The organism is Streptomyces sp. CA-250714 (assembly GCF_050936705.1).
Lineage (GTDB): Bacteria > Actinomycetota > Actinomycetes > Streptomycetales > Streptomycetaceae > Streptomyces.
This window is the reverse complement of sequence record NZ_JBNJMI010000001.1, coordinates 3844715-3869799: the sequence shown is the minus strand read 5'-3', so window position 1 is coordinate 3869799 and position 25085 is coordinate 3844715. Positions and strand designations below refer to the sequence as shown.

Below are 25085 nucleotides of genomic sequence, written 5' to 3'. Positions count from 1 at the left end.
CGGGCGGCGACCACGGGCCGCCAGCGCGCGCGGCCCGCGTCAGCGGGGCGCCTTGAAGTCGTAGAGAAAGTTGTTACGCACGTGCCTCGTGTGTGCATGCCTCGTGTGTGGGCGGGCTGGCTATTGGGCTGACTGTCCAAGTGGCCTGAGTGGTGCGCTGCTTGAGAGTGAGAGTGTGGGGCTTGCCCGCTTCGAGGTCACGGGCTGCTGAGTGCTGGCCGTGGTTGAGCCAGTTGCGGGCCTCTCTGTGCGGCGCGTCGTCCAGGGCTTTGATGACCGTGATCAGGCTGACGCGAACCCAGTTGAGTGCCTCATGAGGGCTATGGGCGTCGAATGAGCCGATGCGGCGCGCATTGACGTAGCACTCGCAGTAGTAGACCAGTTGAGGCGGCAGCTCCTGCCCGCTCATGTCATCGACCTCGGGGCGGGCCGTACGTTGCGCGCCCCTGGCAGTGATCGCGAGGCCGATGCCCGGTACTTGTCGTTGATCTCGACGGTGACCGTGCGGCCCGTGCCGTCCCCGGTGACCCGTACTCGGTTGGCCAGTGCTGTGACCAGACCCAGGCCCCGGCCGTGGGCGTCGTTCTCGTCCGGGTTCTCGACGTGGGGTTTGGTCGTGGCCCTGCCCATGTCCGTGACCGCCAGGACGACGGCGCCGGGTGACCGAAGCAGGGAGATATGGAAGCTCCCGTTGGGGCCGCCGCTCGCCGAGTGCCGCAGCGCGTTCGTGCCCAGCTCGCTCACGATCAGTGCAGCGTCCTCCGCGTGAGGACTGTCGTGCAGCACATCGCGGGTCCAGCGGCGGGCCCGGCCGACCTCTTCGGGGAGTCCTGGACAGATGAGTTCCCAGATGCGCCTCGTACTCATATACTCGTGCATACAAGTTCCTTCATGCTGGTGGCCGCTATGGGTGGTGGGTGTGTGCTAGACGAGTCGCACGCCGTCGTGGGCTCGGACGGCCGGCGGGGATGCCCCATCGAGCGCGTCCAGTACGCGGATTGCGTATGCCTCGTCGGCGAGCTGGGTGATCTCTTCGCGGGTGGCCCAGCGAAGGGCGTAGGTCTCCTCCCCGGTGGTCGGGGAGCCGTCCGCCGCCTCACAGCGGAAGACAAGCGAGACGATCAAGCCGGTCATGTTCTTGTAGACGCCGGTCAGTATCGCTGGGAGAGCGATCTTGAACCCGGTCTCTTCGAGGACCTCGCGCTGAAGCGCGTCGGGGATGGTTTCCCCGGGCTCCAGGACGCCGCCGGGCGGCTCCCACTGGCCGTTGTCGCGGCGCTGGATGAGCAGCGCTCGGCCCGCGTCGTCAACGATGACCCCTGCGACGCTCACGGAGTGGGGGCGCTCTACCGTGCTCACGTTCCTCGGTCCCCTCAGATGGCTAGGCTTCTCCACCGTAGCAACAGCACTCAGCATCTCGTCTAGATATCCAAAGGAGTACACACATGGCAGCTCTTCCCTCCGGCATTCTCGGTGCCCTCGACCCCACCAGCGATCGAGCGGTCTTCCGGCAGATCGCCGACCAGATCCGGGAAGCCATCGACAAGAGCCGCTTCAAGGAAGGCGCCAAGCTGCCCTCCGAATCCGAGCTCGTTGAGCACTTCGGCGTCTCCCGGATGACCGTCCGCAACGCGCTTTCGATCCTCCAGAGTGAGGGGCTGGTCTCCTCCGAGCACGGCAAGGGCGTCTTCGTCCGGCCACGGCCCCCAGTGCGGCGGCTGGCCTCGGACCGATTCGCGCGGCGTCATCGTGATCAGGGGAAGTCGGCCTTCACGGTGGAAGCGGAAGCCGCGGGGAGCAAGCCCGAAGTGGACAGTCTTGAGGTGAGGGAGGAGAAGCCCATCCCGGACATCTCCGCGCGGCTCGGGTCGGCCCGAAAGGTCCTCGCCCGGCGTCGGCGGTACCTGCTGGACGGACGGCCCGTCGAGTTCGCTGTCTCGTACCTCCCTCTGGACCTGGCGCGCGGTACGCAGATCGCCGAACCCAACCCCGGGCCCGGCGGTATCTACGCCCGGCTGGAAGAGTTGGGGCACCGCCTGGACCACTTCGACGAAGAGGTGCGCGCCCGAATGCCGTCTCCGGCCGAGGTGAAGATGCTTCGGCTGTCTTCCGGCGTTCCCGTCATCAGTCTGATCCGGACCGCCTACGACACCGAGGGCCGCGCCGTGGAGGTCTGCGACACCGTCATGGCTGCCGACGCCTACGTACTGGCCTACCAACTCCCCGCAAACTGAGGACTCTTGGGAGCTCTCGACGTCTTGGTGCGGGTCATCTCTCCGGACTCGTACACACCTAGAGGCATACTCGTATAGACGAGCAGCCAAGACTTGTGGCACAGTGGTCTGCATCCCAACGGCACGCCGGGATCTGCCACATGAGCTTGTCTAGACGACTAGCCATCGTAGTCCGGTGTACACACGAAGGAGAGAACGACCTTGCGCACCATTCGAGTTGAGACTTCTACCGCGACGATCCTGCTGACCGAGGCACCCGCGCCGAAGGTGCGGGATCGTCAGACTGGCGAGCGTGCCAAGGATGCGGTGAGCGGTGAGGCGTTGATGAAGGTCGGCGTTGTCTACATCGATGAGGGTGAGTCCTCGCTGATCCACGTGACCGTGCCCGAGAGTGGCATCACTGAAGGGCTGACGCTGGGGGCGCCGGTCTCCCTGCCGGGGTTGGTGGCTCGTCCGTGGGAGTCGGTGTTCAACGGGCAGCAGCGGCACGGCATCGCCTACCGCGCTGCCGCTGTCGCCCCGGGCGCCGTTCCGGCGGGCGTGGGGGCCTGACCCGTGTCCGAGCTGATGACACTGGTGGAGGTGGGCGGTCCGGTTGCCGGTCTCGGTGCTGGTGCTGCCTACCTCCGGGCCCGGCACCCGGCCGCGTACGGGTCCACGGTCGGCATGCCTGCCTCGGCCCTTCGGCTGGTGGGTTCCTACGGGTCGGTCATGGACTCGTGCGGGCTGACGGTGGAGCCCTCCCGCCTGCGGGCGCTGGCCGTCCGCGCCACCACTCGCCGGGAAGTGCGGCCGGTGCCCCCTCGGCGTGGGATGTTGCGGCCGACCTCGACGGGTCTGCGGCTCCGGCTGCGGCTGGCGGCGGGGCAGGAGCCTGCCGACATAGCCGCCTCGGCTGAGCGGCTGCGGCATGCCTGGGGCGTGCATGGCGTCTATGTCGAACCGGTCAAGCCCGGCGTGGTCGAGCTGCGGCTGGTCGCCTTCGATGTCCTGCGGCGGGTGCGGATGCCGCGTAAGGCGGGTGGTGGGTTTCTGCGGGTGCCGGTGGCGCTGCGGGAGGACGCGACCGCCTTCGTACGCGATTTCCGCGCTATCCCGCATGAGCTGGTGCTGGGGGCCACGCTGTCGGGCAAGTCCATGTACCTGCGGCACCTGATCGCCGGGCTTGCCGGTCAGCCGGTCGCGTTGGCCGGTATCGACTGCAAGCGCGGGGTGGAGCTGGCGCCGTTCGCGCCCCGGCTCTCCGCGCTGGCCACCGACCCGGGGCAGGCTGCCGAGCTGCTGCCCGTACTCGTACAGGAGATGGAGGACCGCTACGACCTGATACGCGCCCGGCAGGGCATCGCACCGTCCACACCCGATGAAGAGATCACCTCGGACGTGTGGGGCCTGCCGGAGGGCGAACGGCCGGTGCCGATCGTGCTGTTCGTCGACGAGGTGGCCGAACTCTTCCTCGTCGCTTCCCGCAAGGACGAGGAGCGGCGGGATGAGATGGTCACCCAGCTCATCCGGCTCGCCCAGCTCGGGCGGGCTGCCGGGATCTATCTGGAGGTGTGTGGGCAGCGCTTCGGCGCCGAGCTGGGCAAGGGCGCGACGATGCTGCGGGCCCAGCTCTCCGGGCGGGTCTGCCACCGGGTCAACGACGAGCCCTCGGCCAAGATGGCGCTGGGCGACATCGCTCCCGAAGCGGTCGGCGCCGCTTGCACCATCGCGCCCGAGCGGCCTGGGCTGGCCGTGGTCGGTGACACGTCTGGCGGTTGGTCCCGCATCCGCACTCCGTACCTGTCCCTGTCCGATGCTGCCGCGCGCTGTGAGAGCTCCGCCGATCTGGTGCCGGACCTGCCCGCACTCCAGCCCTTCCGGCCCGCCGCCTCGCTCGTCCGGTCTGCCTCGCTGACCAAGCCCCGGCCCGCTACCGCCTGACCCTTCCGTTCTCCGATTCGGCCGGCGCGTCCGCCTCGCGCCAGCTCCCTACCCCTCCCATGCCGGAAACAGAAAGGAGGTGCCCCTGTGCGCGCCCAACTCGCCCGGGTGGATGCGGTGCTGGTGCAGGCGGTGATTGCTGCCGCGCTGTCCTTCGCGCACCTGCACGACCTGGCCTCGGCCGCCGGGCAAGACGGCTGGAAAGCCTGGGCCTACCCGGTGTCGGTCGATCTGCTGTTGGTCGCGGCCTGGCGTCGGCTGCGCTCCGGCCACGATCGGGCGGCTGGCTGGTGCTGGTTTCTCGTCGCCCTGACGGCATCCCTGGGCGCCAACATCGCCACCGCCGGGCTCCTCGACCTGGGCGACGTGCCCGGCTGGCTGCGCATCCTCGTCGCCGGATGGCCTGCGCTGGCCTTCCTCGGCGGAACCCTCCTCGCCCACAGCACCCCGGCACCATCGCCGGACGCCACGGACAAGGAAGCGCCCGCGCCGGACGCCGAGCCATCACGCCCGGCTGCGGATGAACCGGCCGCACCTGCGCCGACGACGCCGGTACCGGCCGCCCTCATCGAGCACGCCCGCAGGATCGCCGACGCCCACCAGACACGCACCGGCGCACCCATCGACGCTGACACGCTCCGCGCCCGCCTCGGCGTCCCCGCGCCCCTCGCCGACCAGATCGCCGCCCACCTGACCTGACAGGGAGACCAGCCATGCCCGGACACACCCTGACCCGCGCCGAATTCCTCGAGGCCGCACACGAGATGGCCCACACCGGCCGCCCGTTCCTCGCCCGGCTGCTCGCAGAAGAAGCTGCCTCACTCACCAGTGATCCCGACGAAGCGGCCCGCATCCTGCGCCACTTCCCCAACCCCGCCCGCCTGCGCTCGGAGGACTGATCATGCCCCTCAACCGCCGCTTCCGCTCCGTGACCCGCATCGGCCCCGTACAGGTCGGCACCGCCCACGACAGCCGTGGCCGGGAGAAGCACACCGCCGCCTGCACCGCCCCACGTTGCGGCTTCTCGGCCGACTACGACTCGCGTGCCGCCGCCGAGCTGGCCGCCCGCACGCACCGCTGCCCCGTTCGCTGACCACAGACAGGAGATCCACCCCGTGAATGTAGAGCTGCCCCTGGTCGTTGTGCTGGGCCTGCTGGTCTGGGGCGCTGTGAAGTTCCTCGGCGTCCGCGTCTGGCTCGTCGTCGTGATCGCGCTGTTCGGCTTCTACCTCGCCGACACCTTCCTTGCCCCCGCCATCGACAACGGCACCCGCAACGGAGTCGAAACCGTCAACGGCACCCACGACTGAAGGAGTCATCCATGCTGCTGCGCCCCCAACTACCCCCGGCCCCGAACCTCCCGGCCACGACAGACGCAAATGAACCCGCCTGCTCTTGCCAGCCCTCCCACGCGCCCACGGCTCCGGCTCGCCGGTCGCTGCCTTCGGTCAGTACGGGCGCTGTCGGCCTGGTCCTGGTGGGCGGTGTCGTCCTGACGGCCCTGCTGACGGCTGTCGCCGTCTCGGCCGTCTCGGTAGCGGTCGCGGCCGTTGTGCTGCGCTGGCTGCTCAGCTCTCAGCACCACAACCGCTGAATGGCTCCCGGGGCGGCCTCGATACCGCCAAGCATCCGCCGCCCCGGCAGCCCTGCCCCTTCCCGACTCGCAAGCCTGAGAAGGAGTACTGCCATCATCACCCGACCCACCCCGCCCCCGCTCCCAGAGCTGGCGAACCTCGCAGCAACCGGCACCCTGCCCGGTATCCTCCGCCAGCTCTCCAGCCTGGGCGGCTGCACCAACCCCATCCGCCTGGCCGGCCACCGCACCGAACACCGCCTCAACACCACGACCGGCGAGATCGGCCCGGCTCTGCGCCGCCTCGACTCCGCCGAGCTGCCTGCCGGTGACCTCCTGATCCGCTGCGGCAACCGCCGCACAACCCGCTGCCCCGCCTGCGCCGAGACCTACCGCCGCGACACCTACCACCTGATCACCACCGGACTACGCGGCGGCAAAGGCACCCCAGAAGAAGTCACGACACATCCGCGCGTCTTCGCGACGTTCACCGCGCCGAGCTTCGGTCCCGTCCACAACCGGCCCGGCACACAGGGCCGTCCGCGTCCGTGCCGCTGCGGCCGTCGCCACCCCCCGGACGATCCCGCTCTCGGCACCCCGCTGGACCCGGAGCGCTACGACTACGAATCCGCGGTTCTCTGGAACGCCCACGCGGGCATGCTCTGGCGCCGCTTCACCATCCACCTCCGCCGCGAAATCGCACGCCGCGCCGGACTCACCCAACGAGAGCTCCCGGAGCGTGCCCGGGTTTCCTTCGCGAAGGTGGCCGAGTACCAGAAGCGGGGCGCGGTTCACTTCCATGCCGTCATCCGCCTCGACGGCCCCGCAGGCGGCGAATCCCGACCTCCGCACTGGGCCACGGCCGCGCTACTGACCGACGCCATCCGTGCGGCAGCATCCCGCGCGGTCGTGCCCGGTCCGGTCCTCGACGGCCGCACTCACACCTTCGCCTTCGGCCGCCAGCTCGACATCCGCACCATTCACGGCCCCGACCTCGACGTCGGCCAAGCCCTCACCGACCGCGCCGTGGCCGCCTACATCGCCAAGTACGCCACCAAAGGCGCCGAGACAGCCACAGGCACCCTGGACCGCCGTCTGCGCTTCATCGCCGAACTGGCAACCCTCAACCTCCCGGAACACGCCGAACGCCTCATCGGCACAGCCTGGGCCCTCGGCGCCCACAAAGACCTCGCACACCTCCGCCTACGCGCCTGGGCCCACATGCTCGGCTTCCGCGGCCACTTCTCCACCAAAACCCGCCGCTACTCCACCACTCTTGGCGCTTTGCGCACCGCCCGTGCCGAATGGCGCCGCCTCCAAGCCGCCATCGCACGCGGAGAAGACCCACAGCCTGTGGATGGTGCAGACGAGACGACAACCCTCGTGCTCGCTCACTGGGCCTACGCCGGAACCGGCCTCACCCCCACCGAGGAATGGCTGTCCGCCTCCCTCGCCGACACCCCAACGCCCACCGCCCCGGAAGGAGACAGCGCCCGATGACGGATCGGTACCTCAGCGTCGATCAGGTCGCCGAAGTCCTCGGCACCACACCCCGCTTCCCGCGCCGTCTCATCGCGGAGCGCCGCATCACCTTCGTCAAGGTCGGCCGTCACGTCCGCATCCCCGAGAGCGCACTGGCCGCCTACATCGAGGCGCACACAGTCCAGCCCCGCCACCGCACACGCTCCCGCTACGGGAGGGCTGCGTAATGGCGAAGAAGAAGCGGAGCTTCGGGCGCATTCGCAAGCTGCCCTCCGGCCGGTTTCAGGCGCGGTACCTCGGCCCGGACGGCGTGGACCGCCCGGCTCCTGTCACCTTCGAGAGCAGACGGGACGCGGACGACTGGCTGGCCGAGCAGCAGACCGAGCTGCGGCGCGGCGAATGGCGGGACCCGGACGCGGGCGCGGTCAACTTCGAGGAGTACGCGCTTCAGTGGGTGGCGGAGCGTGGTCTTTCGGCCACCACGGACGAGCTGTACCGCCGTCTCCTGCGCCTGCACATTCTGCCGACCTTCGGAGAGGTGGACCTGGACAGCGTCACGCCTCCGCACGTCCGCACCTGGCGTACCGAACGGCTCAAGGAGACGGGGCCGACGACCGTCGCCAAGTCCTACCGACTGCTGAAGTCCATCTTCGAGACCGCCGTGGATGACGAGCTGCTTCGCCGCAACCCCTGCCGTATCCGGGGAGCGGGCAAAGAGATGGCGGACGAGCGTCCTGTGGCAACGGTGGACCAGGTGGACGCCCTCGCTGACGCCCTCGGCCCTCGCTGGCGGCTGATGGTCTACATCCAGGCGTACGGGCCCGCCCGGCCGGAGGAACAAGCGGCGCTGCGGCGGCCGGATGTGGACCTCGTCCGCGTCGGCGTCTGGATTCGTACGGCCGAGCCGGAGCTGTGCACCGGCCGCCGTGCTCCGGGCGACACGAAGTCGGCGGCCGGAAAGCGGTTCATCGCGCTGCCTGCCTTCCTGGAGCCGGAGCTGCGGTTGCACCTGGAGCTGTTCGCCGAGAAGGAACCCGATGGGCTGCTGTTCGTGGGGGAGAAGGGCGCTCCGTTCCGGCGGTCCTCCTTCGGGCGGAAGTGGCGGAAGGCACGAGAGAAAGTGGGCCTGCCGACCAACTTTCGCTTCTACGATCTACGTCACACGGGCCACACGATCTCGACGCGATCGGGCGCCACCCTCAAGGACACCATGGTCCGAGCCGGCCAGTCCTCGGAGAAGGCGGCGCTGCGGTACCAGCACTCGAACGACGACCGGCAGCGCGAGGTGGCCGACGGCATCGACGCTTACGTACAGGCTCGTCGGGCACGCTCAAACAGCAACAAGACGGCGCCGCCACCATCGGGCACGCGACGGGCACGGGACACATAACCCGCCCCGGCAACAAATAAGACCCAGGTCTCTGACCTGGGTCTTCATCATGGAGCGGGCGACGGGAATCGAACCCGCGCTCTGAGCTTGGGAAGCTCATGTTCTACCATTAAACTACGCCCGCGAGGAGCCGGAAGTGGTGGTGGCTCGTCGTCGGACACTGTACCTCATGGGAGACCCAGGCCGCATATGGCCTGGGTTTTTCTGTTGTGGTGAGGGGGCGTTCCGGGTGTCTGGCAAGGGAGTTGGGGGGCGTACGGTGGGTGTGGAGTGCCGGGCGCGGGGGCGTCGGACTCATCCCCTAACGTGGCTTTTGTCGTCCACGCATCCACGTGACTGGGGAGAGGGAAGCGATGGAATCCACGGTCGTCCGGTGTGCCGAAGGGCACGTGTTCAGCACCACGACGTTCCCGATGCAGCAGCTGGGATCCTCCCGGATCGGACCAGGGCGGCTGTTGCGCTGTCCCCGGTGCGGGCGGCTCCGGCAGGCGGTGCCCGTGGGGCGGCAGCGGAAGGGCTGAGAGGGGCTTCCGATGACAGAGAGCTTCCGATGACAAGAGGGCTCCCGATGGTAGGAGGGCTCCGATGACAAGGGGCTCCCGCTGACTGGGGGGGTCCCCCGAGGCCGAGCCCCTCGGCTCGACAGAGCTCCCTCCCGGGATTCCCCACCCCCGCGGGGCCGGTCCGATTGGGCCGGCCCCGCTTCGTGCGCGTAGTCTCGGCCCGTGCTTCTCTCAGACAAGGACATCCGGGCCGAGATCGATGCCGGCCGGGTGCGGATCGATCCGTACGATCCGGCCATGGTGCAGCCCTCCAGTATCGACGTCCGGCTGGACCGCTTCTTCCGGGTGTTCGAGAACCACCGGTACCCGCACATCGACCCCGCCGTCGAGCAGCCCGATCTGACGCGGCTGATCGAGGCCGAGGGCGACGAGCCGTTCATCCTGCACCCCGGGGAGTTCGTGCTGGCGTCGACGTACGAGGTGATCACGTTGCCGGACGACGTGGCCTCGCGGCTGGAGGGGAAGAGTTCGCTGGGGCGGCTGGGGCTGCTGACGCATTCGACGGCCGGGTTCATCGACCCGGGTTTCTCCGGCCATGTGACCCTCGAACTGTCAAATGTCGCGACGCTGCCCATGAAGCTGTGGCCGGGGATGAAGATCGGCCAGCTGTGCATGTTCCGGCTGACCTCGCCCGCCGAGTTCCCGTACGGGTCGGCGCAGTACGGTTCCCGCTACCAGGACCAGCGCGGACCCACCCCCTCCCGCTCGTACCTGAACTTCCACCGGACCCACGTCTGAGCACCGGACCACGTCTGCACCGGACCACGTCCGAGTGGCCCGAAGCCGAGACGAGACAGCTGGAGAGCAACACCTGTGAGTGACGAGCGCGAGCGCGAGAACCTGACGTACGGCCTCTTCGGCCAGGCCATCCGGGAGCTGGCGCAGCGGGTGGCCGACGACGGGTATGAGCCGGACATCATCCTCTCGATCGCCCGCGGCGGTCTCTTCGTGGCGGGTGGGCTCGGCTACGCACTCGACGTGAAGAACCTCCATGTGATGAACGTCGAGTTTTATACCGGTGTGGGGGAAACACTTGCCATGCCAGTGATGTTGCCTCCTGTCCCGAACGTCGTCGACCTCAGCCGTAAGAAGGTGCTCATCGCCGACGATGTCGCCGACACCGGCAAGACGCTCAAGCTGGTGCAGGACTTCTGCGCCGAGCATGTGGCCGAGGCGCGCAGCGCGGTGGTCTACGAGAAGTCGCACTCGCTGGTGAAGTGCGACTACGTCTGGAAGCGTACGGACCGGTGGATCAACTTCCCGTGGTCCGTCGAGCCGCCTGTCGTCCGCCGTGCGGGTCAGGTTCTCGACGCCTGAGGACGGCCTGAGAGCGGCGCGGGACGCGTCAATTCCCCGGTGTCCGGCGGATGTCGGGGTTTGAGCGCTGCGCAGTGTTCTGGGCACGGGTGGTTCCCTTCTTCGGTACCTGCGGGTAGGTACCGCTGGTAACAACAACAGTTGCCAGCCGTAGGGAGACCACCTGATGGCGCGTATGAGATCCGCGACAGCGCTCGCGGCAGCTCTGCTCATGGTGTTCGGGGGTGCGGGTGCGGCGACTGCCGCGCCCACGAGCGGGGCGGGTACGAAGGCAGGCAGCGGCAGCAGCGCGAGCACGCCGCTGCCCGCTGAGCTGGAGAAGATCCGGGCGGAGGAGGCCAGGAAGCTCTACGGCAGCCCGGACGAGCGGCCCATGGCCGACCGCAAGACAGGTGTCATCTCGCTGGGCGACAGCGAGATCTCGGGTGAGGGCGTCGGTACGTACGAGCCGGGCACCGACGGGCCGGACAACTGGTGCCACAGGTCGCCGGATGCGGCCGTACACCGTACGGGCATCGGCGCGGACGTGACGTACAACGTCGCCTGCTCCGGCGCGAGTACCGAGAACGTACGGGTCGGCGGCACCAAGCAGTACGCCGACGAACTGGTGCAGAGCGACAGCCTCGCCATCAAGGCCCGCAACACGCGGCTCAAGCAGATCATGCTGGTCGTCGGCGCCAACGACGATCTCCAGTTCGGCCCTGTGATCACCGACTGCGTCACCCGCTACCTCACCCTCCAGGGCCCGTGCGAGTCCAAGTACGCCCCCGGCTGGCAGGGCCGTATCGACGGGCTCGTACCCAAGGTGGAGCGGACCGTGGGCGACCTCAAGGCCGTTATGCGGGACGCCGGTTACGCCGACGGCGACTACCAGCTCGTCCTGATGGCCTACCCCAGCCCCATCGGCCCCGACATCAAGGACAACCCCAAGTTCCCCGGCAAGCTCATCGGAGGCTGCGTCGGTTACACCAGTGACGCCGCCTGGGGCCGCAACGCGGCGGTGCCGAAGTTCGAGCAGGGCATCCGGTCGGTCGCCAAGCGCACCGGCGTCAGCTATCTGGACGCCTCGCGCCTCTTCCACGGCCACGAGGTGTGCATGGAGAACCCCTGGGCGCGCGGACTGTATGTGGACCTCAGCAATCCGTTCCCGCCGGACTCCAACTCCGTGCGCCAGTCCTTCCACCCGAACGAGCGAGGGCACGGCGCGTTCGCCGAGTGCTTCACCAAGATGTACGAGGCCGGCCGGCAGGGCGTACGGGAGGCCTCCTGCGCCGACCCCGCTGGCGCCGGCCAGCCGAAGCTGTACCAGCTGGCCTGGGACGACACCTTCAAGCCGCTGCGCAACGAGGGCACCGGCAGCTGTCTGGACGCCGACGGCGCCGCCAGCGCGGTCGGCACCGACGTACGGGGCTGGGCCTGCGGCGCGGACAAGCGCAACCAGCTGTGGTGGTACGACGCGGCGGGCAAGTCCCTCTACGCGGGACAGACGCACGACCGGTGCGTGCAGGGTGAGGGCGGCGTCAAGCAGGGGGCCGGGCTGGAGCTCGGCAACTGCTCCGGTGCCGCAGCGCAGCAGTTCGTACGGAACGGGGCGACCATCCGGCCCGCCTCGGACACGGGGCTGTGTGTGACGCTGCCGGGCGCGGAGGCACGGGCGAAGCTCGCCACGTGTGACGGCTCGGCAGCACAGCGGTTCGCCGGCTGAGAGGGACGGCGCTGCCCCGTCTCCTCCCGCTGTGCTGCGGGAGGGGGCGGGGCTCCGTTACGTACACCAAGTGCCGGGCACACAGCGCGTGCCCGGCACCTACCAGCGCGTCGACGCCTACAGCGTGCCCAGCTTGATCAGGAACAGCAGGCCCAGCAGCTGGATCGCCGAGGCGCCCAGCGCCTTCGGCCAGGGCAGATCGTGCGAGCGGCTCACCATCGAGGTGAACAGGAACCCGGCGAGCACCCAGGTCGCCCACCCGAGGGCCTGCACCAGGGTGGCCGTTCCGCCCAGGAACAGCGCGAACACCAGCCGCGGCGCGTCCGTCAGCGACATGATCAGCATGGCGAGCCCGACGGTGGGCTGCCAGGCCCCGTCGCCGCCGAACTGGCGGGCCAGCGTGTGGGTGACGGCGCCCAGGATGAGCCCGGCGATCACCACGGCGACGCCGGTGATCAGCACATAGGGCACGGCCTGCGAGAGCGTCGTGTTGAGGACGTCCTCGCGCGCCTTGTCCAGGCCGAAGACCGCCAGCAGCCCGTAGATGAACGTGACGATCAGCGCGGGGCCCCACATCGCGTAGTCCCGCATCTGCCAGAACGTGGCGTTCGGTCGCAGGACGACGCCGGTCAGCAGCTCCTTCCAGTGCAGCCGGGGCCCGGACGGCGGCGCGGGCGCGTTGCCCGCGTGGTACGTGCCGCCGTCGTTGTAGCCGTAGCCGTCCTGGCCGCCGCCCTGCGGACCGTGCCCGCCGTCGGGGCCGTACGGGTCGTGGATGCTGAACTGCTGGGTGTGACCCGGGTTGTTGGCGTACGGGTCCTGCCCGTGCCAGCCCTGCGGCCCCCCGTGCGGGGCACCTTGTGGGCCCCCGTGGTGCTGCGCGTGGGGGTCACCGAAGTACTCCGGCTCGTCGTGTCCCCGGCCGCCCTGCCAGGGTCCTGGCGGCCCTGGAACGGGTCCCGCTCCCGGGCCGGGCCCGGCGCCGGGACCCGGCTGCGGGTACGGCGGACCCGAGGGGTGCTGAGGGTACTGCCCATGCTGCTGCGCGCCCCGGGAGTCCCGGCCGCGTCCGCTCCTGAAACCAGCCACGCAATCGAACGTACCGTGTTCTGCGGTCCCCGCGTGCCACAGCCGGGCGAGATGACCGGACATCGCTGCTGACCTGTGACATCCCCTAGGGGAACCGGGTGGTGCGGCCCCCACCTGGGGTGGAGACGGCGCCGCCGGGCCCTTACCCGGGAGGAGGGCTCACTCCCCCGGAAGGCGGACGGCGAAGGTGACGACCGAGCCCTGGCCGGCCGCGTCGGCGACGGTCAGCCGGTCGGTCACCAGCTTGGCCAGCCACAGCCCGCGGCCGCTGGTCGCACCGTCGAGGCCGGGCAGCAGTTCGGGGATGACGTCCTCGGTGAAGCCGGGCCCCGAGTCGGCGACCTGGCACTCCAGCTCGTCGCCGAGGTGCCGCAGCACGAGCTGTCCGCCGCCGCCCGCGTGCTCGACCGCGTTGGTGGCCACCGCGTCGACCGCGACGACGAACTCACCCCTGCGCGGCTCGTTCAGCCCCGCCGAGGCGGCCCGCGCCTCGACCTCGGCGCGCAGCCGGGGCAGGTCACGGAGGGTGAAGCGGAGGCGGCACAGCAGCTCGGGGGTCAGCATCCGGCACCCTCCCGTACGGCGGGCAGGGGCCGGGCCCGTACGGCACGCGGGACGCCGGTGACCGCGCTAGCGTCGTGGCCCGGGGGCCGGTCGTTTTCGGCCGGTCCGTCCTGGGCCGTACGGCCCAGGGCCTCACGGTCCGCCACCTGGTGCTCCTCCTCGCCTGTCCAGCCGCTCCGCCGCGTGCGTAAGCGCGGTTAGGAGGCTAGGCCCGGCACGCTGCAATGGGTATACCGCGACAGCGGTTTGGCTCGTGTGGTGCATTAACTGATCGCATTTGACCACGACTTGCTGGAAAACGCGCAACGACCGGCCCCGTGGGTACGGGACCGGTCGTCGCGGACTGGACGAAGCGCTCGGTTCAGGCCACCGGAGGCATGAACCAGGCGGCTATTTCGCCGGCTCGGGCTCCGGATCGGGCTCCGGCTCCGGGTCCTTCGCCGTCTCGCCGTCCGCCGTCGGCGGCTCGCCGGGGGTCCTGACCGAGTCGAGCAGCAGCTGGGCCACGTCCACGACCTGGAGGTTCTCCTTGGCTTTCCCGTCGTTCTTCTTGCCGTTGACCGAGTCGGTCAGCATGACGAGGCAGAACGGGCAGGCCGTCGAGACGATGTCCGGGTTGAGGGACAGCGCCTCGTCCACGCGCTCGTTGTTGATGCGCTTGCCGATGCGCTCCTCCATCCACATGCGGGCGCCGCCGGCGCCGCAGCAGAAGCCGCGCTCCTTGTGCCGGTGCATCTCCTCGTTCCGCAGCCCCGGCACCCGGCCGATGATCTCGCGCGGCGGCGTGTAGACCTTGTTGTGGCGGCCCAGGTAGCACGGGTCGTGGTAGGTGATCAGCCCCTCGACCGGGGTGACCGGCACCAGCTTGCCCTCGTCGATGAGGTGCTGGAGCAGCTGGGTGTGGTGGATGACCTCGTAGTGGCCGCCCAGCTGCGGGTACTCGTTGGCGAGCGTGTTGAAGCAGTGCGGGCAGGTGGCGACGATCTTCTTCGAGGACTTCGGCTTCTGGGTGGACGGATCTTCATCGTCCTCGCCGAAGGCCGCGTTCAGCGTGCCGACGTTCTCCTCACCCAGCTGCTGGAAGAGGAACTCGTTGCCCAGGCGGCGGGCCGAGTCGCCGGTGCACTTCTCGTCGCCGCCCATGATGGCGAACTCGACGCCGGCGATGTGCAGCAGCTCCGCGAACGCCTTGGTGGTCTTCTTGGCGCGGTCCTCGAGGGCACCCGCGCAGCCGACCCAGTACAGGTACTCGACCTCGGTGAGGTCCTCGATCGTCTTGCCGACGATCGGCACCTCGAAGCCCGCCTCCTTCTGGAGCTCCTTCGTCCACTCCAGCCGCTGCTTCTTGGCAAGCCCCCAGGGGTTGCCCTTCTTCTCCAGGTTCTTGAGCATCGTGCCCGCCTCGGAGGGGAACGCGGACTCGATCATCACCTGGTAGCGGCGCATGTCGACGATGTGGTCGACGTGCTCGATGTCGACGGGGCACTGCTCGACGCAGGCACCGCAGGTGGTGCAGGACCACAGCACGTCCGGGTCGATGACCCCGTTCGCCGCGGCGGAGCCGCCATCAGACGCTGCCGCCGTGCCGACCAGCGGGCGCTCGGCCTCGTCCAGCGCGCTCTGCGGAACGCCCTTGAGCTGCTCCTCGGTGGCCTTCTCCTCGCCCTCCATCGTCTTGCCGCCACCGGCCAGCAGATACGGCGCCTTGGCGTAGGCGTGATCGCGCAGCGACATGATCAGCAGCTTCGGCGAGAGGGGCTTGCCGGTGTTCCAGGCGGGGCACTGCGACTGGCAGCGGCCGCACTCGGTGCAGGTGGAGAAGTCGAGGATGCCCTTCCAGGAGAAGTCCTCGACCTGGGAGGCGCCGAACCGCACCTCCTCCTCGTTGTCCTCGTCGAGGGCCGTCTCGAAGTCGATGACCTTGCCGCCGGACATCATCGGCTGGAGCTCACCCAGCGCCGCGCCGCCCTTGGCGTCCCGCTTGAACCAGATGTTGAAGAACGCCAGGAAGCGGTGCCAGGCCACACCCATGTTGGTGTTCAGGCCGACCGTGATCATCCAGATCATCGTGGTGCCGAGCTTGATCAGCGCCCAGACGTAGACGAGGTTCTGGAGCGTGCTGACATCCAGCCCGTGGAACGCCGCGACCAGCGGGTACGAGACGAAGTAGGCGGGCTCGTAGCTGTCCACGTGGTGCAGTGCGCCTTCGAGGCCGCGCAGCATCAGGATGGCGAGGCCGATGATGAAGATGACGTACTCGACGAAGTAGCCCTGCCACGCCTTGGAGCCCGCGAAGCGGGACTTGCGGCCCGCACGGGAGGGCAGGCTCAGCAGCCGGATGACCATGAGGACGGCGATGCCGGCCGTGGTCGCGAAGCCGATGAAGTCGATGTACATCTCGTACGGCAGCCAGCCGCCGACGATCGGGAGCGTCCAGTCGGCCTGGAAGAGCTGGCCGTAGGCGTTGATGATGGTCGGCGGGAGGGTGAGGAAGCCGATCGCCACGAACCAGTGGGCCACGCCGACGACGCCCCACTTGTTCATCTTCGTATGCCCGAGGAACTCCTTGGCCAGCGTGGCCGTTCGCTGCTTGGGACTGTCCTTGCGGGTGCCCGCGGGGAGTGGCTGTCCGAGCTTGACGAAGCGGTAGATCTGCGCGATGGCGCGGGCGAACAGCGCAACGCCGACCGCGGTGAGCAGCAGCGTGACGACGATCGCGGCGAGTTGCATAGCGGCTCCTCGGAGCACGGAGGCGGCGTTTACTAAGCAGTAACTTATCCAGTCCGTACGAGACTACCCACTTGTCGCGGATCGCTGTACCGCACGCCTCGGTGATTTGCGTCGCCCCCGTACCGGGGCGGTGGCGGGCGGTCGACGGCCGCCTTTCTGGCCCGCCGCAGGCGTCCATGCGCGCACTGTAATCACTCTCCTTGAGTCGCCCTGACTCAGTCTTCTTGACGCAAATTCCCCGGTCGTGCACTCTTGAGTCAGCTTCACTCAAGACCAAGCTGGAGGAACCCGAAATGGCTCGTGCGGTCGGCATCGACCTGGGTACGACGAACTCCGTCGTCAGTGTTCTCGAGGGCGGTGAGCCCACCGTCATCACCAACGCCGAGGGCGCCAGGACCACGCCGTCCGTCGTGGCCTTCGCGAAGAACGGCGAAGTGCTCGTCGGTGAGGTGGCCAAGCGGCAGGCGGTCACCAACGTCGACCGGACGATCCGGTCGGTCAAGCGGCACATGGGTACCGACTGGAAGATCGGTATCGACGACAAGCAGTTCAACCCGCAGCAGATCAGCGCGTTCGTGCTCCAGAAGCTGAAGCGGGACGCCGAGTCGTACCTGGGCGAGAAGGTCGCCGACGCGGTCATCACCGTTCCGGCGTACTTCAACGACGCCGAGCGGCAGGCCACCAAGGAGGCCGGCGAGATCGCGGGCCTGAACGTGCTGCGGATCGTCAACGAGCCGACCGCCGCCGCCCTCGCCTACGGGCTGGAGAAGGAGGACCAGACGATTCTGGTCTTCGACCTCGGTGGCGGTACCTTCGACGTCTCGCTGCTGGAGATCGGCGACGGTGTCGTCGAGGTCAAGGCGACCAACGGCGACAACCACCTCGGTGGTGACGACTGGGACCAGCGCATCGTCGACTACCTGGTCAAGCAGTTCCACTCCGGCCACGGCGTGGACCTGGCCAAGGACAAGATGGCCCTCCAGCGGCTCCGTGAGGCCGCGGAGAAGGCGAAGATCGAGCTGTCCTCGTCCACCGAGACGACGATCAACCTGCCGTACATCACCGCGTCCGCCGAGGGCCCGCTGCATCTGGACGAGAAGCTGACCCGCGCGCAGTTCCAGCAGCTGACCCAGGACCTGCTGGAGCGCTGCAAGACGCCGTTCCACAACGTGATCAAGGACGCGGGCATTCAGCTCAGCGAGATCGATCACGTCGTGCTCGTCGGTGGCTCCACCCGGATGCCCGCCGTCGCGGAGCTCGTCAAGGAGCTGACCGGCGGCAAGGACGCCAACAAGGGTGTGAACCCGGACGAGGTCGTCGCCATCGGTGCGTCTCTCCAGGCGGGTGTGCTCAAGGGTGAGGTCAAGGACGTCCTGCTGCTGGATGTGACTCCGCTGTCCCTCGGTATCGAGACCAAGGGCGGCATCATGACCAAGCTGATCGAGCGCAACACCACGATTCCGACGAAGCGTTCGGAGACCTTCACCACGGCCGAGGACAACCAGCCCTCCGTGCAGATCCAGGTCTTCCAGGGTGAGCGGGAGATCGCGGCGTACAACAAGAAGCTCGGGATGTTCGAGCTGACGGGTCTGCCGCCGGCCCCGCGCAACGTGCCGCAGATCGAGGTCACCTTCGACATCGACGCCAACGGCATCATGCACGTCTCCGCCAAGGACCTGGGGACGGGCAAGGAACAGAAGATGCAGGTCACCGGCGGCTCCAGCCTGCCGAAGGAAGACATCGAGCGCATGATGCGCGAGGCGGAGCAGTACGCCGAGGAGGACCACAAGCGCCGCGAGGCCGCCGAGACGCGGAACCAGGCAGAGCAGCTGGTCTACACGACGGAGAAGTTCCTCAAGGACAACGAGGAGAAGGTCCCCGCCGACACCAAGTCGGAGGTGGAGTCCGCCCTCGAGGACCTGAAGGAGAAGCTCAAGGGCGACGACACCGCGGCGATCCGCGAGGCGTCCGAGAAGGTCGCGGCCACCAGCCAGAAGCTGGGCCAGGCCCTCTACGCCGAGGCGCAGCAGGCCCAGGCCGGCGCTGCCGAGGCCGGTGCCGGTGCGGCCGGCGCGGGTGCGGGCAAGCCCGAGGGCGGCGACGATGACGTCGTCGACGCCGAGATCGTCGACGAGGACCAGAAGCCGAAGGATGGTGCGGCGTGACGGAGGAGACCGCGGGCTTCAAGGAGCCCGACGTTCCCGCCGACGCCGGTGAGCTGACCGATGCCGACCGTGCCGCCGCCGAGCAGGAGGCGGCCGGTGGGACGCCGCCGGCCGGCGAGGCGCAGGGCAGTGAGGCCGAAGTGAGCACGCAGGAGATGCGGGAGGCGGAAGGCGCCGGCCCGGAGCAGGGCGAGGCCGCCGAGGGCGGCCCGGCGACCGAGCTGGAGGCTGCCCGGAAGGCCCTCAACGAGCGCACCCAGGACCTGCAGCGGCTCCAGGCGGAGTTCCAGAACTACCGCCGCAGAGTCGAGCGGGACCGTGCGGCGGTCAAGGAGATCGCCGTCGCGAACCTGCTGACGGAGCTGCTGCCGGTGCTGGACGACATCGGCCGGGCGCGGGACCACGGCGAGCTGGTGGGCGGCTTCAAGTCGGTCGCCGAGTCGCTGGAGATGGTCGCCGCCAAGCTGGGCCTGATGCAGTTCGGCAAGGAGGGCGAGCCCTTCGACCCGACGGTCCATGAGGCGCTGATGCACTCCTACTCTCCGGATGTCACGGAGACGACGTGCGTGCAGATCCTCCAGCCCGGGTACCGAATCGGCGAGCGGACCATCCGTCCCGCACGGGTCGGGGTCGCCGAGCCGCAGCCCGGCGCCGCAGGCGGTACCGGCGGCAAGGGTGAGGCCGGGGCCGAGGCACCGGCGGCTGAAGAGGAGAACGGTGGCCCGGACGAGGGCTGACCGCGTACGGGAGGAGGGACGTCGAGGATGAGTACCAAGGACTTCATCGAGAAGGACTACTACAAGGTCCTCGGCGTCCCCAAGGACGCAACCGAAGCCGAGATCAAGAAGGCGTACCGCAAGCTGGCCCGGGAGAACCACCCGGACGCCAACGCCGGTGACCCCAAGGCCGAGGAGCGCTTCAAGGACGCCTCCGAGGCGTATGACGTGCTCGGTGACCCCAAGCGGCGCAAGGAGTACGACGAGGCGCGCACCCTCTTCGGCAACGGGGGCTTCCGGCCGGGCGGCGGTCCGGGCGGGCCCGGTGGCGCCGGAACGTTCAACTTCGACCTGAGCGATCTGTTCGGCGGCGGCCAGGGCGGCGGCGGTGCCGGCGGTCCTGGCGGGTTCGGCGGCGGGCTCGGCGATGTCTTCGGCGGGCTGTTCAACCGCGGTGGCGCCGGTACCCGCACCCAGCCCAGGCGCGGCCAGGACATCGAGTCCGAGGTGACGCTCAGCTTCACCGAGGCGGTGGACGGGGCCACGGTCCCGCTGCGGATGTCCTCCAGCGCCGCGTGCAAGGAGTGCGCCGGTACGGGGGACAAGAACGGCACCCCGCGGGTGTGCCCCACCTGTGTGGGCACCGGGCAGGTCTCGCGGGGCACGGGCGGCGGCTTCTCGCTGACCGACCCGTGCGTGGACTGCAAGGGCCGCGGGCTGATCGCGCAGGACCCGTGCGACACCTGCAAGGGGTCCGGGCGGGCGACCAGTTCGCGGACGATGCAGGTGCGGATCCCAGCGGGCGTCACCGACGGGCAGCGCATCCGGCTGCGCGGCAAGGGCGCCCCGGGCGAGCGGGGCGGACCCAACGGCGACCTGTATGTCGTCGTGCACGTGGACAAGCACCCGGTGTTCGGGCGCAAGGGCGACAACCTGACGGTCACCGTGCCGGTCACCTTCCCCGAGGCCGCGCTGGGCGGCGAGGTGAAGGTCCCCACGCTCGGCGGCCCACCGGTCATCCTCAAGGTCCCGCCGGGTACGCCGTCCGGGCGCACCATGCGGGCCCGGGGCAAGGGCGCGGTCCGCAAGGACGGAACCCGCGGCGACCTACTGGTGACAGTGGAGGTCGCGGTGCCCAAGAATCTGGACGACAAGGCGAAGGACTCCCTGGAGTCCTACCGGGACGCGACGGCGGGAGAGGATCCGCGGGCCGCGTTGTTCAAGGCAGCGAAGGGAGACTGAGGTGGACGGCCGGGACGGACGCAGACGAGCATTCGCGGCTGGGCGCTCCGCGGCGTACGAGCTGACGGACGAATCTCCGGTCTACGTCATCTCGGTCGCCGCCCAGCTCTCGGGGCTGCATCCGCAGACCCTGCGGCAGTACGACCGGCTGGGGCTGGTCTCGCCCGACCGCACGCCCGGGCGGGGCCGGCGCTACTCGGCGCGGGACATCGAGCAGCTGCGCGAGGTGCAGCGGCTCAGCCAGGACGAGGGCATCAACCTCGCCGGGATCAAGCGGATCATCGAGCTGGAGAACCAGGTCGCGGCGCTTCAGCAGCGGGTGGCGGAGCTGTCCGCGGCGGTTGAGGGCGCCGCGGCGGCGATGCAGCAGCGGGAGGCGCAGGTGCATGCCTCGTATCGGCGCGATTTGGTGCCGTACGAGGATGTGCGCTCCTCCAGCGCCCTGGTGGTCTGGCGCCCCAAACCGAGGGAGTAACCCCTCGGGCTCCTCACCCCGGTTGTGCCCACCCGTTCCGCCTGGGGGTCCCCCCGGCCGGAGGCTGGGGGAGGAACAGATGCCCACAACCGGGGAGGGGCGGGGCTGGGCCCGCAGCGGCCAGTGAGGGCTTACTTCGCGAAGCCGTACGACAGGAGCTTCCTGGCGTCCGTCGCACGTTTGGCGGCGGAGGACGACGCCAGCACGGTGCCGATCACCGTTTTGCCACCGCGCTTGGCGGCGAAGACGAGGCAGTACTTGGCTTCGGGGCCTGAGCCGGTCTTGACGCCGAGGGCACCCGAGTAGCTGCCCAGCAACGGATTGGTGTTGGCCCAGGACATATAGCGGTGGCCACCGCTCTTGGTGACCGTCTTCTGCTTCGTCGAGCGGGTCTTCACGATCGAGCTGAAGGTCGAGTAGCTCATCGCGTTGCGGGCGAGCTTGGTCAGATCGCGCGGGGTGGAGTAGTTGCTGCCCCTGCCGATGCCGTCGAACGAGTCGAAGTGCGTGTTCTTCAGGCCGAGGCTCCTGGCCGTGGAGTTCATCTGGCCGATGAAGGACTTCACCCGCGCCTTGCGGGTGCTGCCCTTGCCGAAGGTGTCGGCGAGCGCGTAGGCGGCGTCGCAGCCCGAGGGCAGCATCAGTCCGTACAGCAGCTGGCGGACGGTGGCCTTGTCGCCGACGATCAGCCGGGCCGAGGAGGCGGTGTTGCGGACGATGTAGTCGCTGTAGGCCTTCCGGATGGTGACCTTGCGGGAGAGGTTGAGGTTCTTCTGCGCCAGCACCACCCGAGCCGTCATGATCTTGGTGGTCGAGCCGGTGGAGCGCCGGGTGTCGGCGCCCTTGGTGTAGAGGCTCTTCCCGGTGCCGCTGTTCATCACATAGCCGCCCCGGGCGGTGATGGACGGTTTCTTCGCCGCGACGGCTGCGGCGGGGGACGCCGTGGCGGCCGGGGCGGCCAGCGCACCCGTCGTCAGCACGGCTCCGGAGGTGAGCATCACCGTGACGACACGGTGGGTGCCAGCAATGCCAATTTTCACTTCGTCAGCTCCAAATGCCGCTTCGGCGCGGCTCGTTGGGCGGGTACCCGGGTCCTGGAGCGGCCGGGAACTAAAGGCGATAGTAGACGTTTTTGCATTGAGCGGAATAGACTCAACTTGTTGCATGCTGTAGGTAGCAAGCGCCGATGGCGGGCGCTACGGACAGCACTGGAGGAGGAGCGCAGGAAGTGGACGCGGAGCTGACCAACAAGAGCCGGGACGCCATCAGCGCGGCCAACGACCGCGCGGTGACCGACGGCCACCCCGACATCACCCCGGCCCATCTGCTCCTCGCCCTGCTCACGGGCGAGGACAACGAGAACATCCAGGACCTGATCGCCGCCGTCGAGGCCGACCAGGCGGCGCTGCGCTCGGGCGCCGAGCGGCAGCTCGCGGGGCTCCCCACCGTGCAGGGGCAGACGGTCAGCCGGCCGCAGGCCGACCGTGACCTGCTCGCCGTGATCGCGGACGCCGCGCAGCGTGCCAAGGACCTCGGCGACAGCTTCGTCTCCACCGAGCACCTGCTGATCGCGCTGGCCGCCAAGGGCGGGGCCGTCGCCGAGCTGCTGAAGCAGCAGGGCGCCGACGACAAGAGGCTGCTGGACGCCTTCAACGGGCAGCGCGGCAGCAGGCGCATCACCAACCCGGACCCCGAGGGCACCTACAAGGCCCTGGAGAAGTTCGGCACCGACCTGACCGCAGCGGCCCGCGACGGCAAGCTGGACCCGGTCATCGGCCGGGACCAGGAGATCCGCCGCGTGGTGCAGGTGCTCTCCCGTCGTACGAAGAACAACCCCGTCCTCATCGGCGAGCCAGGCGTCGGCAAGACCGCCGTCGTCGAGGGACTGGCCCAGCGCGTGGTGAAGGGCGATGTGCCCGAGTCGCTGCGGAACAAGCGGCTGGTCGCCCTCGACCTGGGCGCCATGGTGGCGGGCGCCAAGTACCGGGGCGAGTTCGAGGAGCGGCTCAAGACCGTGCTGGCCGAGATCAAGGAGAGCGACGGCCAGATCATCACGTTCATCGACGAGCTGCACACCGTCGTCGGCGCGGGCGCGGGCGGCGACTCCGCCATGGACGCGGGCAACATGCTCAAGCCGATGCTGGCCCGCGGCGAGCTGCGGATGGTCGGCGCCACCACGCTGGACGAGTACCGCGAGCGGATCGAGAAGGACGCGGCCCTGGAGCGCCGCTTCCAGCAGGTGCTGGTCGCCGAGCCCACCGTGGAGGACTCCATCGCGATCCTGCGCGGCCTCAAGGGGCGCTACGAGGCGCACCACAAGGTGCAGATCTCCGACAGCGCGCTGGTCGCGGCGGCTGCACTCTCGGACCGCTACATCACCTCCCGGTTCCTCCCCGACAAGGCCATCGACCTGGTGGACGAGGCGGCCTCCCGGCTCCGGATGGAGATCGACTCCTCACCCGTCGAGATCGACGAGCTCCAGCGCTCCGTCGACCGGCTCCGGATGGAGGAGCTGGCCCTGGAGAAGGAGACCGACCCCGCCTCCGTCGAGCGGCTGGAGCGGCTGCGCCGCGAGCTGGCCGACAAGGAGGAGGAGCTGCGCGGCCTGACCGCCCGCTGGGAGAAGGAGAAGCAGGGCCTCAACCGCGTCGGTGAGCTGAAGGAGAAGCTGGACGAGCTGCGCGGCCAGGCCGAGCGCGCCCAGCGCGACGGCGACTTCGACACCGCCTCCAAGCTGCTCTACGGCGAGATCCCGGCCGTCGAGCGCGAGCTGGCCGCGGCCACCGAGGAGGAGGAAGAGGCCAAGAAGGAGGCCGCCGCGGGTCAGTCGGGCAAGAACGACAAGATGGTCAAGGAGGAGGTCGGCTCGGACGACATCGCCGACGTCGTCGCCTCCTGGACCGGTATCCCGGCGGGCCGGCTGCTGGAGGGCGAGACGCAGAAGCTGCTGCGGATGGAGGAGGAGATCGGCCGGCGGCTGATCGGCCAGACCGAGGCCGTGCGCGCCGTCTCCGACGCGGTCCGCCGCAGCCGGGCCGGTATCGCCGACCCCAACCGCCCCACGGGCTCCTTCATGTTCCTCGGCCCGACCGGCGTCGGTAAGACGGAGCTGGCCAAGGCGCTCGCCGACTTCCTCTTCGACGACGAGCGGGCGATGGTCCGGATCGACATGAGCGAGTACGGCGAGAAGCACAGCGTCGCCCGGCTCGTCGGCGCGCCGCCCGGGTACGTGGGCTACGAGGAGGGCGGCCAGCTCACCGAGACCGTACGGCGGCGCCCGTACAGCGTCGTACTGCTGGACGAGGTGGAGAAGGCACACCACGAAGTCTTCGACGTGCTGCTGCAGGTCCTCGACGACGGCCGGCTCACGGACGGCCAGGGCCGCACCGTGGACTTCCGCAACACCATCCTCATCCTCACCTCCAACCTGGGCAGTCAGTTCCTGATGGACCCTCCCTCCTTGCCCGCCATCGGGCAGGAGGGGCCCAAGAAGGAGGAGGAGAAGCGCGAGCAGGTGCTCGCGGCGGTGCGGGCGACCTTCCGGCCCGAGTTCCTCAACCGGCTGGACGATCTGGTCGTCTTCTCCGCGCTGGCCGGGGACGAGCTGCGGCGGATCGCCCAGCTCCAGGTCGAAGCGCTCCAGGCGCGGCTCGCCGAGCGGCGGCTGACGCTGGACGTCACCCCGGAGGCGCTGGACTGGCTGGCGGCCGAGGGCAACGACCCCGCGTACGGCGCCCGGCCGTTGCGGCGGCTGGTGCAGACCGCCATCGGGGACCAGCTCGCGAGGGAGATCCTCGCTGGTGAGGTCCGAGACGGTGACACCGTGCGGGTGGACCGCGTCGAGGGCTGGGACGGGCTGATGGTGGGCTCCGCGCAGAGCGCGCCCGCGGCGGGCTGACTCGTCCGTCCCGGCGCAT

General features: G+C 69.3%; 27 protein-coding genes and 1 tRNA gene. 19 read left to right on the top strand and 9 right to left on the bottom strand.

Annotation, left to right across the window (positions count from 1 at the left end; all coding sequences use genetic code 11):
- Window positions 1-73: 73 nt before the first annotated feature.
- The 3 genes from ACQEU8_RS17300 to ACQEU8_RS17290 are packed head-to-tail and all read right to left on the bottom strand — an operon-like array spanning window position 74 to window position 1332.
- Window positions 74-409 (bottom strand): hypothetical protein, encoded by a 336-nt coding sequence (locus tag ACQEU8_RS17300; RefSeq protein ID WP_433101527.1) that lies wholly within the window; start codon window positions 407-409, stop codon window positions 74-76.
- Window positions 406-879 (bottom strand): ATP-binding protein, encoded by a 474-nt coding sequence (locus ACQEU8_RS17295; RefSeq protein WP_433101525.1) that lies wholly within the window; start codon window positions 877-879, stop codon window positions 406-408. Before ACQEU8_RS17295 ends, ACQEU8_RS17300 begins: the two co-directional genes overlap by 4 nt.
- Before the next feature lie 45 nt (window positions 880-924).
- The gene (locus ACQEU8_RS17290) at window positions 925-1332 is read right to left on the bottom strand and encodes an NUDIX hydrolase (RefSeq protein WP_433102463.1); all 408 of its coding nucleotides are present in this window, start codon (window positions 1330-1332) and stop codon (window positions 925-927) included.
- A 113-nt stretch (window positions 1333-1445) separates the two neighbouring features.
- Here ACQEU8_RS17290 and ACQEU8_RS17285 point away from each other — a divergent pair, with 113 nt between their 5' ends.
- The 11 genes from ACQEU8_RS17285 (at window position 1446) to ACQEU8_RS17235 (ending at window position 8602) form a co-directional block, all read left to right on the top strand.
- Window positions 1446-2234 (top strand): GntR family transcriptional regulator, encoded by a 789-nt coding sequence (locus tag ACQEU8_RS17285; protein ID WP_433101523.1) that lies wholly within the window; start codon window positions 1446-1448, stop codon window positions 2232-2234.
- Window positions 2235-2435: 201 nt separating this feature from the next.
- Window positions 2436-2786, top strand: a complete 351-nt coding sequence (locus ACQEU8_RS17280) for a hypothetical protein (protein WP_433101521.1) — start codon at window positions 2436-2438, stop codon at window positions 2784-2786.
- Between the two features lie 3 nt (window positions 2787-2789).
- Window positions 2790-4157, top strand: coding sequence for an FtsK/SpoIIIE domain-containing protein (locus tag ACQEU8_RS17275; RefSeq protein WP_433101519.1), 1368 nt, complete (start codon window positions 2790-2792; stop codon window positions 4155-4157).
- A gap of 87 nt (window positions 4158-4244) precedes the next feature.
- The gene (locus ACQEU8_RS17270; RefSeq protein WP_433101518.1) at window positions 4245-4856 is read left to right on the top strand and encodes a DUF2637 domain-containing protein; all 612 of its coding nucleotides are present in this window, start codon (window positions 4245-4247) and stop codon (window positions 4854-4856) included.
- Between the two features lie 14 nt (window positions 4857-4870).
- The gene (locus ACQEU8_RS17265; protein WP_433101516.1) at window positions 4871-5056 is read left to right on the top strand and encodes a hypothetical protein; all 186 of its coding nucleotides are present in this window, start codon (window positions 4871-4873) and stop codon (window positions 5054-5056) included.
- Window positions 5057-5058: 2 nt separating this feature from the next.
- A complete protein-coding gene (locus tag ACQEU8_RS17260; RefSeq protein WP_433101514.1) occupies window positions 5059-5250 on the top strand; it encodes a mobile element transfer protein in 192 nt (63 codons plus the stop codon).
- A 22-nt stretch (window positions 5251-5272) separates the two neighbouring features.
- Window positions 5273-5467: a hypothetical protein gene (locus ACQEU8_RS17255; RefSeq protein WP_433101512.1), complete on the top strand. Its 195-nt coding sequence runs from the start codon at window positions 5273-5275 to the stop codon at window positions 5465-5467.
- An 11-nt stretch (window positions 5468-5478) separates the two neighbouring features.
- Window positions 5479-5751 carry a SpdD protein gene (locus ACQEU8_RS17250; protein ID WP_433101510.1) on the top strand — a complete coding sequence of 91 codons (273 nt, stop codon included), beginning with the start codon at window positions 5479-5481 and terminating at the stop codon, window positions 5749-5751.
- A complete protein-coding gene (locus ACQEU8_RS17245; RefSeq protein WP_433101508.1) occupies window positions 5752-7230 on the top strand; it encodes a replication initiator in 1479 nt (492 codons plus the stop codon). It begins immediately after the preceding gene.
- On the top strand, window positions 7227-7439 hold the full coding sequence (locus tag ACQEU8_RS17240) for an excisionase family DNA-binding protein (protein WP_433101506.1): 213 nt from the start codon (window positions 7227-7229) through the stop codon (window positions 7437-7439). Before ACQEU8_RS17245 ends, ACQEU8_RS17240 begins: the two co-directional genes overlap by 4 nt.
- Window positions 7439-8602: a tyrosine-type recombinase/integrase gene (locus tag ACQEU8_RS17235; RefSeq protein WP_433101504.1), complete on the top strand. Its 1164-nt coding sequence runs from the start codon at window positions 7439-7441 to the stop codon at window positions 8600-8602. The genes ACQEU8_RS17240 and ACQEU8_RS17235 overlap by 1 nt, the downstream gene beginning before the upstream one ends.
- Window positions 8603-8652: 50 nt before the next feature.
- Here the strand turns inward: ACQEU8_RS17235 and ACQEU8_RS17230 are convergent.
- Window positions 8653-8726 (bottom strand) — tRNA-Gly (locus ACQEU8_RS17230).
- 601 nt (window positions 8727-9327) lie between these two features.
- Between ACQEU8_RS17230 and dcd the strand changes: the two genes are divergently transcribed.
- From dcd to ACQEU8_RS17215, 3 genes are all read left to right on the top strand, one after another.
- Window positions 9328-9903 carry a dCTP deaminase gene (dcd, locus tag ACQEU8_RS17225; RefSeq protein WP_433101502.1) on the top strand — a complete coding sequence of 192 codons (576 nt, stop codon included), beginning with the start codon at window positions 9328-9330 and terminating at the stop codon, window positions 9901-9903.
- Window positions 9904-9978: 75 nt separating this feature from the next.
- Window positions 9979-10482, top strand: coding sequence for a phosphoribosyltransferase (locus ACQEU8_RS17220; RefSeq protein ID WP_433101500.1), 504 nt, complete (start codon window positions 9979-9981; stop codon window positions 10480-10482).
- A 166-nt stretch (window positions 10483-10648) separates the two neighbouring features.
- Window positions 10649-12187, top strand: coding sequence for a ricin-type beta-trefoil lectin domain protein (locus ACQEU8_RS17215; RefSeq protein ID WP_433101498.1), 1539 nt, complete (start codon window positions 10649-10651; stop codon window positions 12185-12187).
- Window positions 12188-12304: 117 nt separating this feature from the next.
- On the opposite strand, the gene ACQEU8_RS17210 is transcribed toward ACQEU8_RS17215, so the two are convergent.
- The 4 genes from ACQEU8_RS17210 to ACQEU8_RS17195 all read right to left on the bottom strand — a co-directional run bounded on the left by ACQEU8_RS17210 (window position 12305) and on the right by ACQEU8_RS17195 (window position 16570).
- Complete coding sequence (locus tag ACQEU8_RS17210; RefSeq protein WP_433101496.1) at window positions 12305-13276, bottom strand: Yip1 family protein; 972 nt, start codon at window positions 13274-13276, stop codon at window positions 12305-12307.
- 159 nt (window positions 13277-13435) lie between these two features.
- Complete coding sequence (locus tag ACQEU8_RS17205; RefSeq protein WP_433101494.1) at window positions 13436-13840, bottom strand: ATP-binding protein; 405 nt, start codon at window positions 13838-13840, stop codon at window positions 13436-13438.
- Entirely contained in the window at window positions 13834-13986 is a 153-nt protein-coding gene (locus ACQEU8_RS17200) for a hypothetical protein (protein WP_433101492.1), read from the bottom strand. The genes ACQEU8_RS17205 and ACQEU8_RS17200 overlap by 7 nt, the downstream gene beginning before the upstream one ends.
- Before the next feature lie 244 nt (window positions 13987-14230).
- A complete protein-coding gene (locus ACQEU8_RS17195) occupies window positions 14231-16570 on the bottom strand; it encodes a (Fe-S)-binding protein (RefSeq protein WP_433101490.1) in 2340 nt (779 codons plus the stop codon).
- A 293-nt stretch (window positions 16571-16863) separates the two neighbouring features.
- Here ACQEU8_RS17195 and dnaK point away from each other — a divergent pair, with 293 nt between their 5' ends.
- From dnaK to ACQEU8_RS17175, 4 genes are read left to right on the top strand one after another with little or no spacing between them, the layout of a single operon-like run.
- Complete coding sequence (gene dnaK, locus ACQEU8_RS17190) at window positions 16864-18735, top strand: molecular chaperone DnaK (RefSeq protein WP_433101488.1); 1872 nt, start codon at window positions 16864-16866, stop codon at window positions 18733-18735.
- The gene (grpE, locus tag ACQEU8_RS17185) at window positions 18732-19472 is read left to right on the top strand and encodes a nucleotide exchange factor GrpE (RefSeq protein WP_433101486.1); all 741 of its coding nucleotides are present in this window, start codon (window positions 18732-18734) and stop codon (window positions 19470-19472) included. Before dnaK ends, grpE begins: the two co-directional genes overlap by 4 nt.
- Before the next feature lie 27 nt (window positions 19473-19499).
- Window positions 19500-20693: a molecular chaperone DnaJ gene (dnaJ, locus tag ACQEU8_RS17180; protein ID WP_433101484.1), complete on the top strand. Its 1194-nt coding sequence runs from the start codon at window positions 19500-19502 to the stop codon at window positions 20691-20693.
- A gap of 1 nt (window position 20694) precedes the next feature.
- Window positions 20695-21168, top strand: coding sequence for a heat shock protein transcriptional repressor HspR (locus tag ACQEU8_RS17175; RefSeq protein ID WP_307808336.1), 474 nt, complete (start codon window positions 20695-20697; stop codon window positions 21166-21168).
- 131 nt (window positions 21169-21299) lie between these two features.
- Here the strand turns inward: ACQEU8_RS17175 and ACQEU8_RS17170 are convergent, their stop codons facing one another.
- Window positions 21300-22208, bottom strand: a complete 909-nt coding sequence (locus ACQEU8_RS17170; RefSeq protein WP_433101482.1) for a D-alanyl-D-alanine carboxypeptidase family protein — start codon at window positions 22206-22208, stop codon at window positions 21300-21302.
- A gap of 188 nt (window positions 22209-22396) precedes the next feature.
- Here ACQEU8_RS17170 and clpB point away from each other — a divergent pair, with 188 nt between their 5' ends.
- Complete coding sequence (gene clpB, locus ACQEU8_RS17165) at window positions 22397-25066, top strand: ATP-dependent chaperone ClpB (RefSeq protein ID WP_433101480.1); 2670 nt, start codon at window positions 22397-22399, stop codon at window positions 25064-25066.
- Window positions 25067-25085: the final 19 nt, after the last annotated feature.

Bases quoted from the DNA above. Each gene is read 5' to 3' on its own strand.
- ACQEU8_RS17300 (WP_433101527.1), bottom strand. From the start codon at position 409: ATGAGCGGGCAGGAGCTGCCGCCTCAACTGGTCTACTACTGCGAGTGC.
- ACQEU8_RS17295 (WP_433101525.1), bottom strand. From the start codon at position 879: ATGCACGAGTATATGAGTACGAGGCGCATCTGGGAACTCATCTGTCCA.
- ACQEU8_RS17285 (WP_433101523.1), top strand. From the start codon at position 1,446: ATGGCAGCTCTTCCCTCCGGCATTCTCGGTGCCCTCGACCCCACCAGC.
- ACQEU8_RS17265 (WP_433101516.1), top strand. From the start codon at position 4,871: ATGCCCGGACACACCCTGACCCGCGCCGAATTCCTCGAGGCCGCACAC.
- ACQEU8_RS17260 (WP_433101514.1), top strand. From the start codon at position 5,059: ATGCCCCTCAACCGCCGCTTCCGCTCCGTGACCCGCATCGGCCCCGTA.
- ACQEU8_RS17250 (WP_433101510.1), top strand. From the start codon at position 5,479: ATGCTGCTGCGCCCCCAACTACCCCCGGCCCCGAACCTCCCGGCCACG.
- ACQEU8_RS17245 (WP_433101508.1), top strand. From the start codon at position 5,752: ATGGCTCCCGGGGCGGCCTCGATACCGCCAAGCATCCGCCGCCCCGGC.
- ACQEU8_RS17240 (WP_433101506.1), top strand. From the start codon at position 7,227: ATGACGGATCGGTACCTCAGCGTCGATCAGGTCGCCGAAGTCCTCGGC.
- ACQEU8_RS17235 (WP_433101504.1), top strand. From the start codon at position 7,439: ATGGCGAAGAAGAAGCGGAGCTTCGGGCGCATTCGCAAGCTGCCCTCC.
- ACQEU8_RS17215 (WP_433101498.1), top strand. From the start codon at position 10,649: ATGGCGCGTATGAGATCCGCGACAGCGCTCGCGGCAGCTCTGCTCATG.
- ACQEU8_RS17205 (WP_433101494.1), bottom strand. From the start codon at position 13,840: ATGCTGACCCCCGAGCTGCTGTGCCGCCTCCGCTTCACCCTCCGTGAC.
- ACQEU8_RS17195 (WP_433101490.1), bottom strand. From the start codon at position 16,570: ATGCAACTCGCCGCGATCGTCGTCACGCTGCTGCTCACCGCGGTCGGC.
- dnaK (WP_433101488.1), top strand. From the start codon at position 16,864: ATGGCTCGTGCGGTCGGCATCGACCTGGGTACGACGAACTCCGTCGTC.
- dnaJ (WP_433101484.1), top strand. From the start codon at position 19,500: ATGAGTACCAAGGACTTCATCGAGAAGGACTACTACAAGGTCCTCGGC.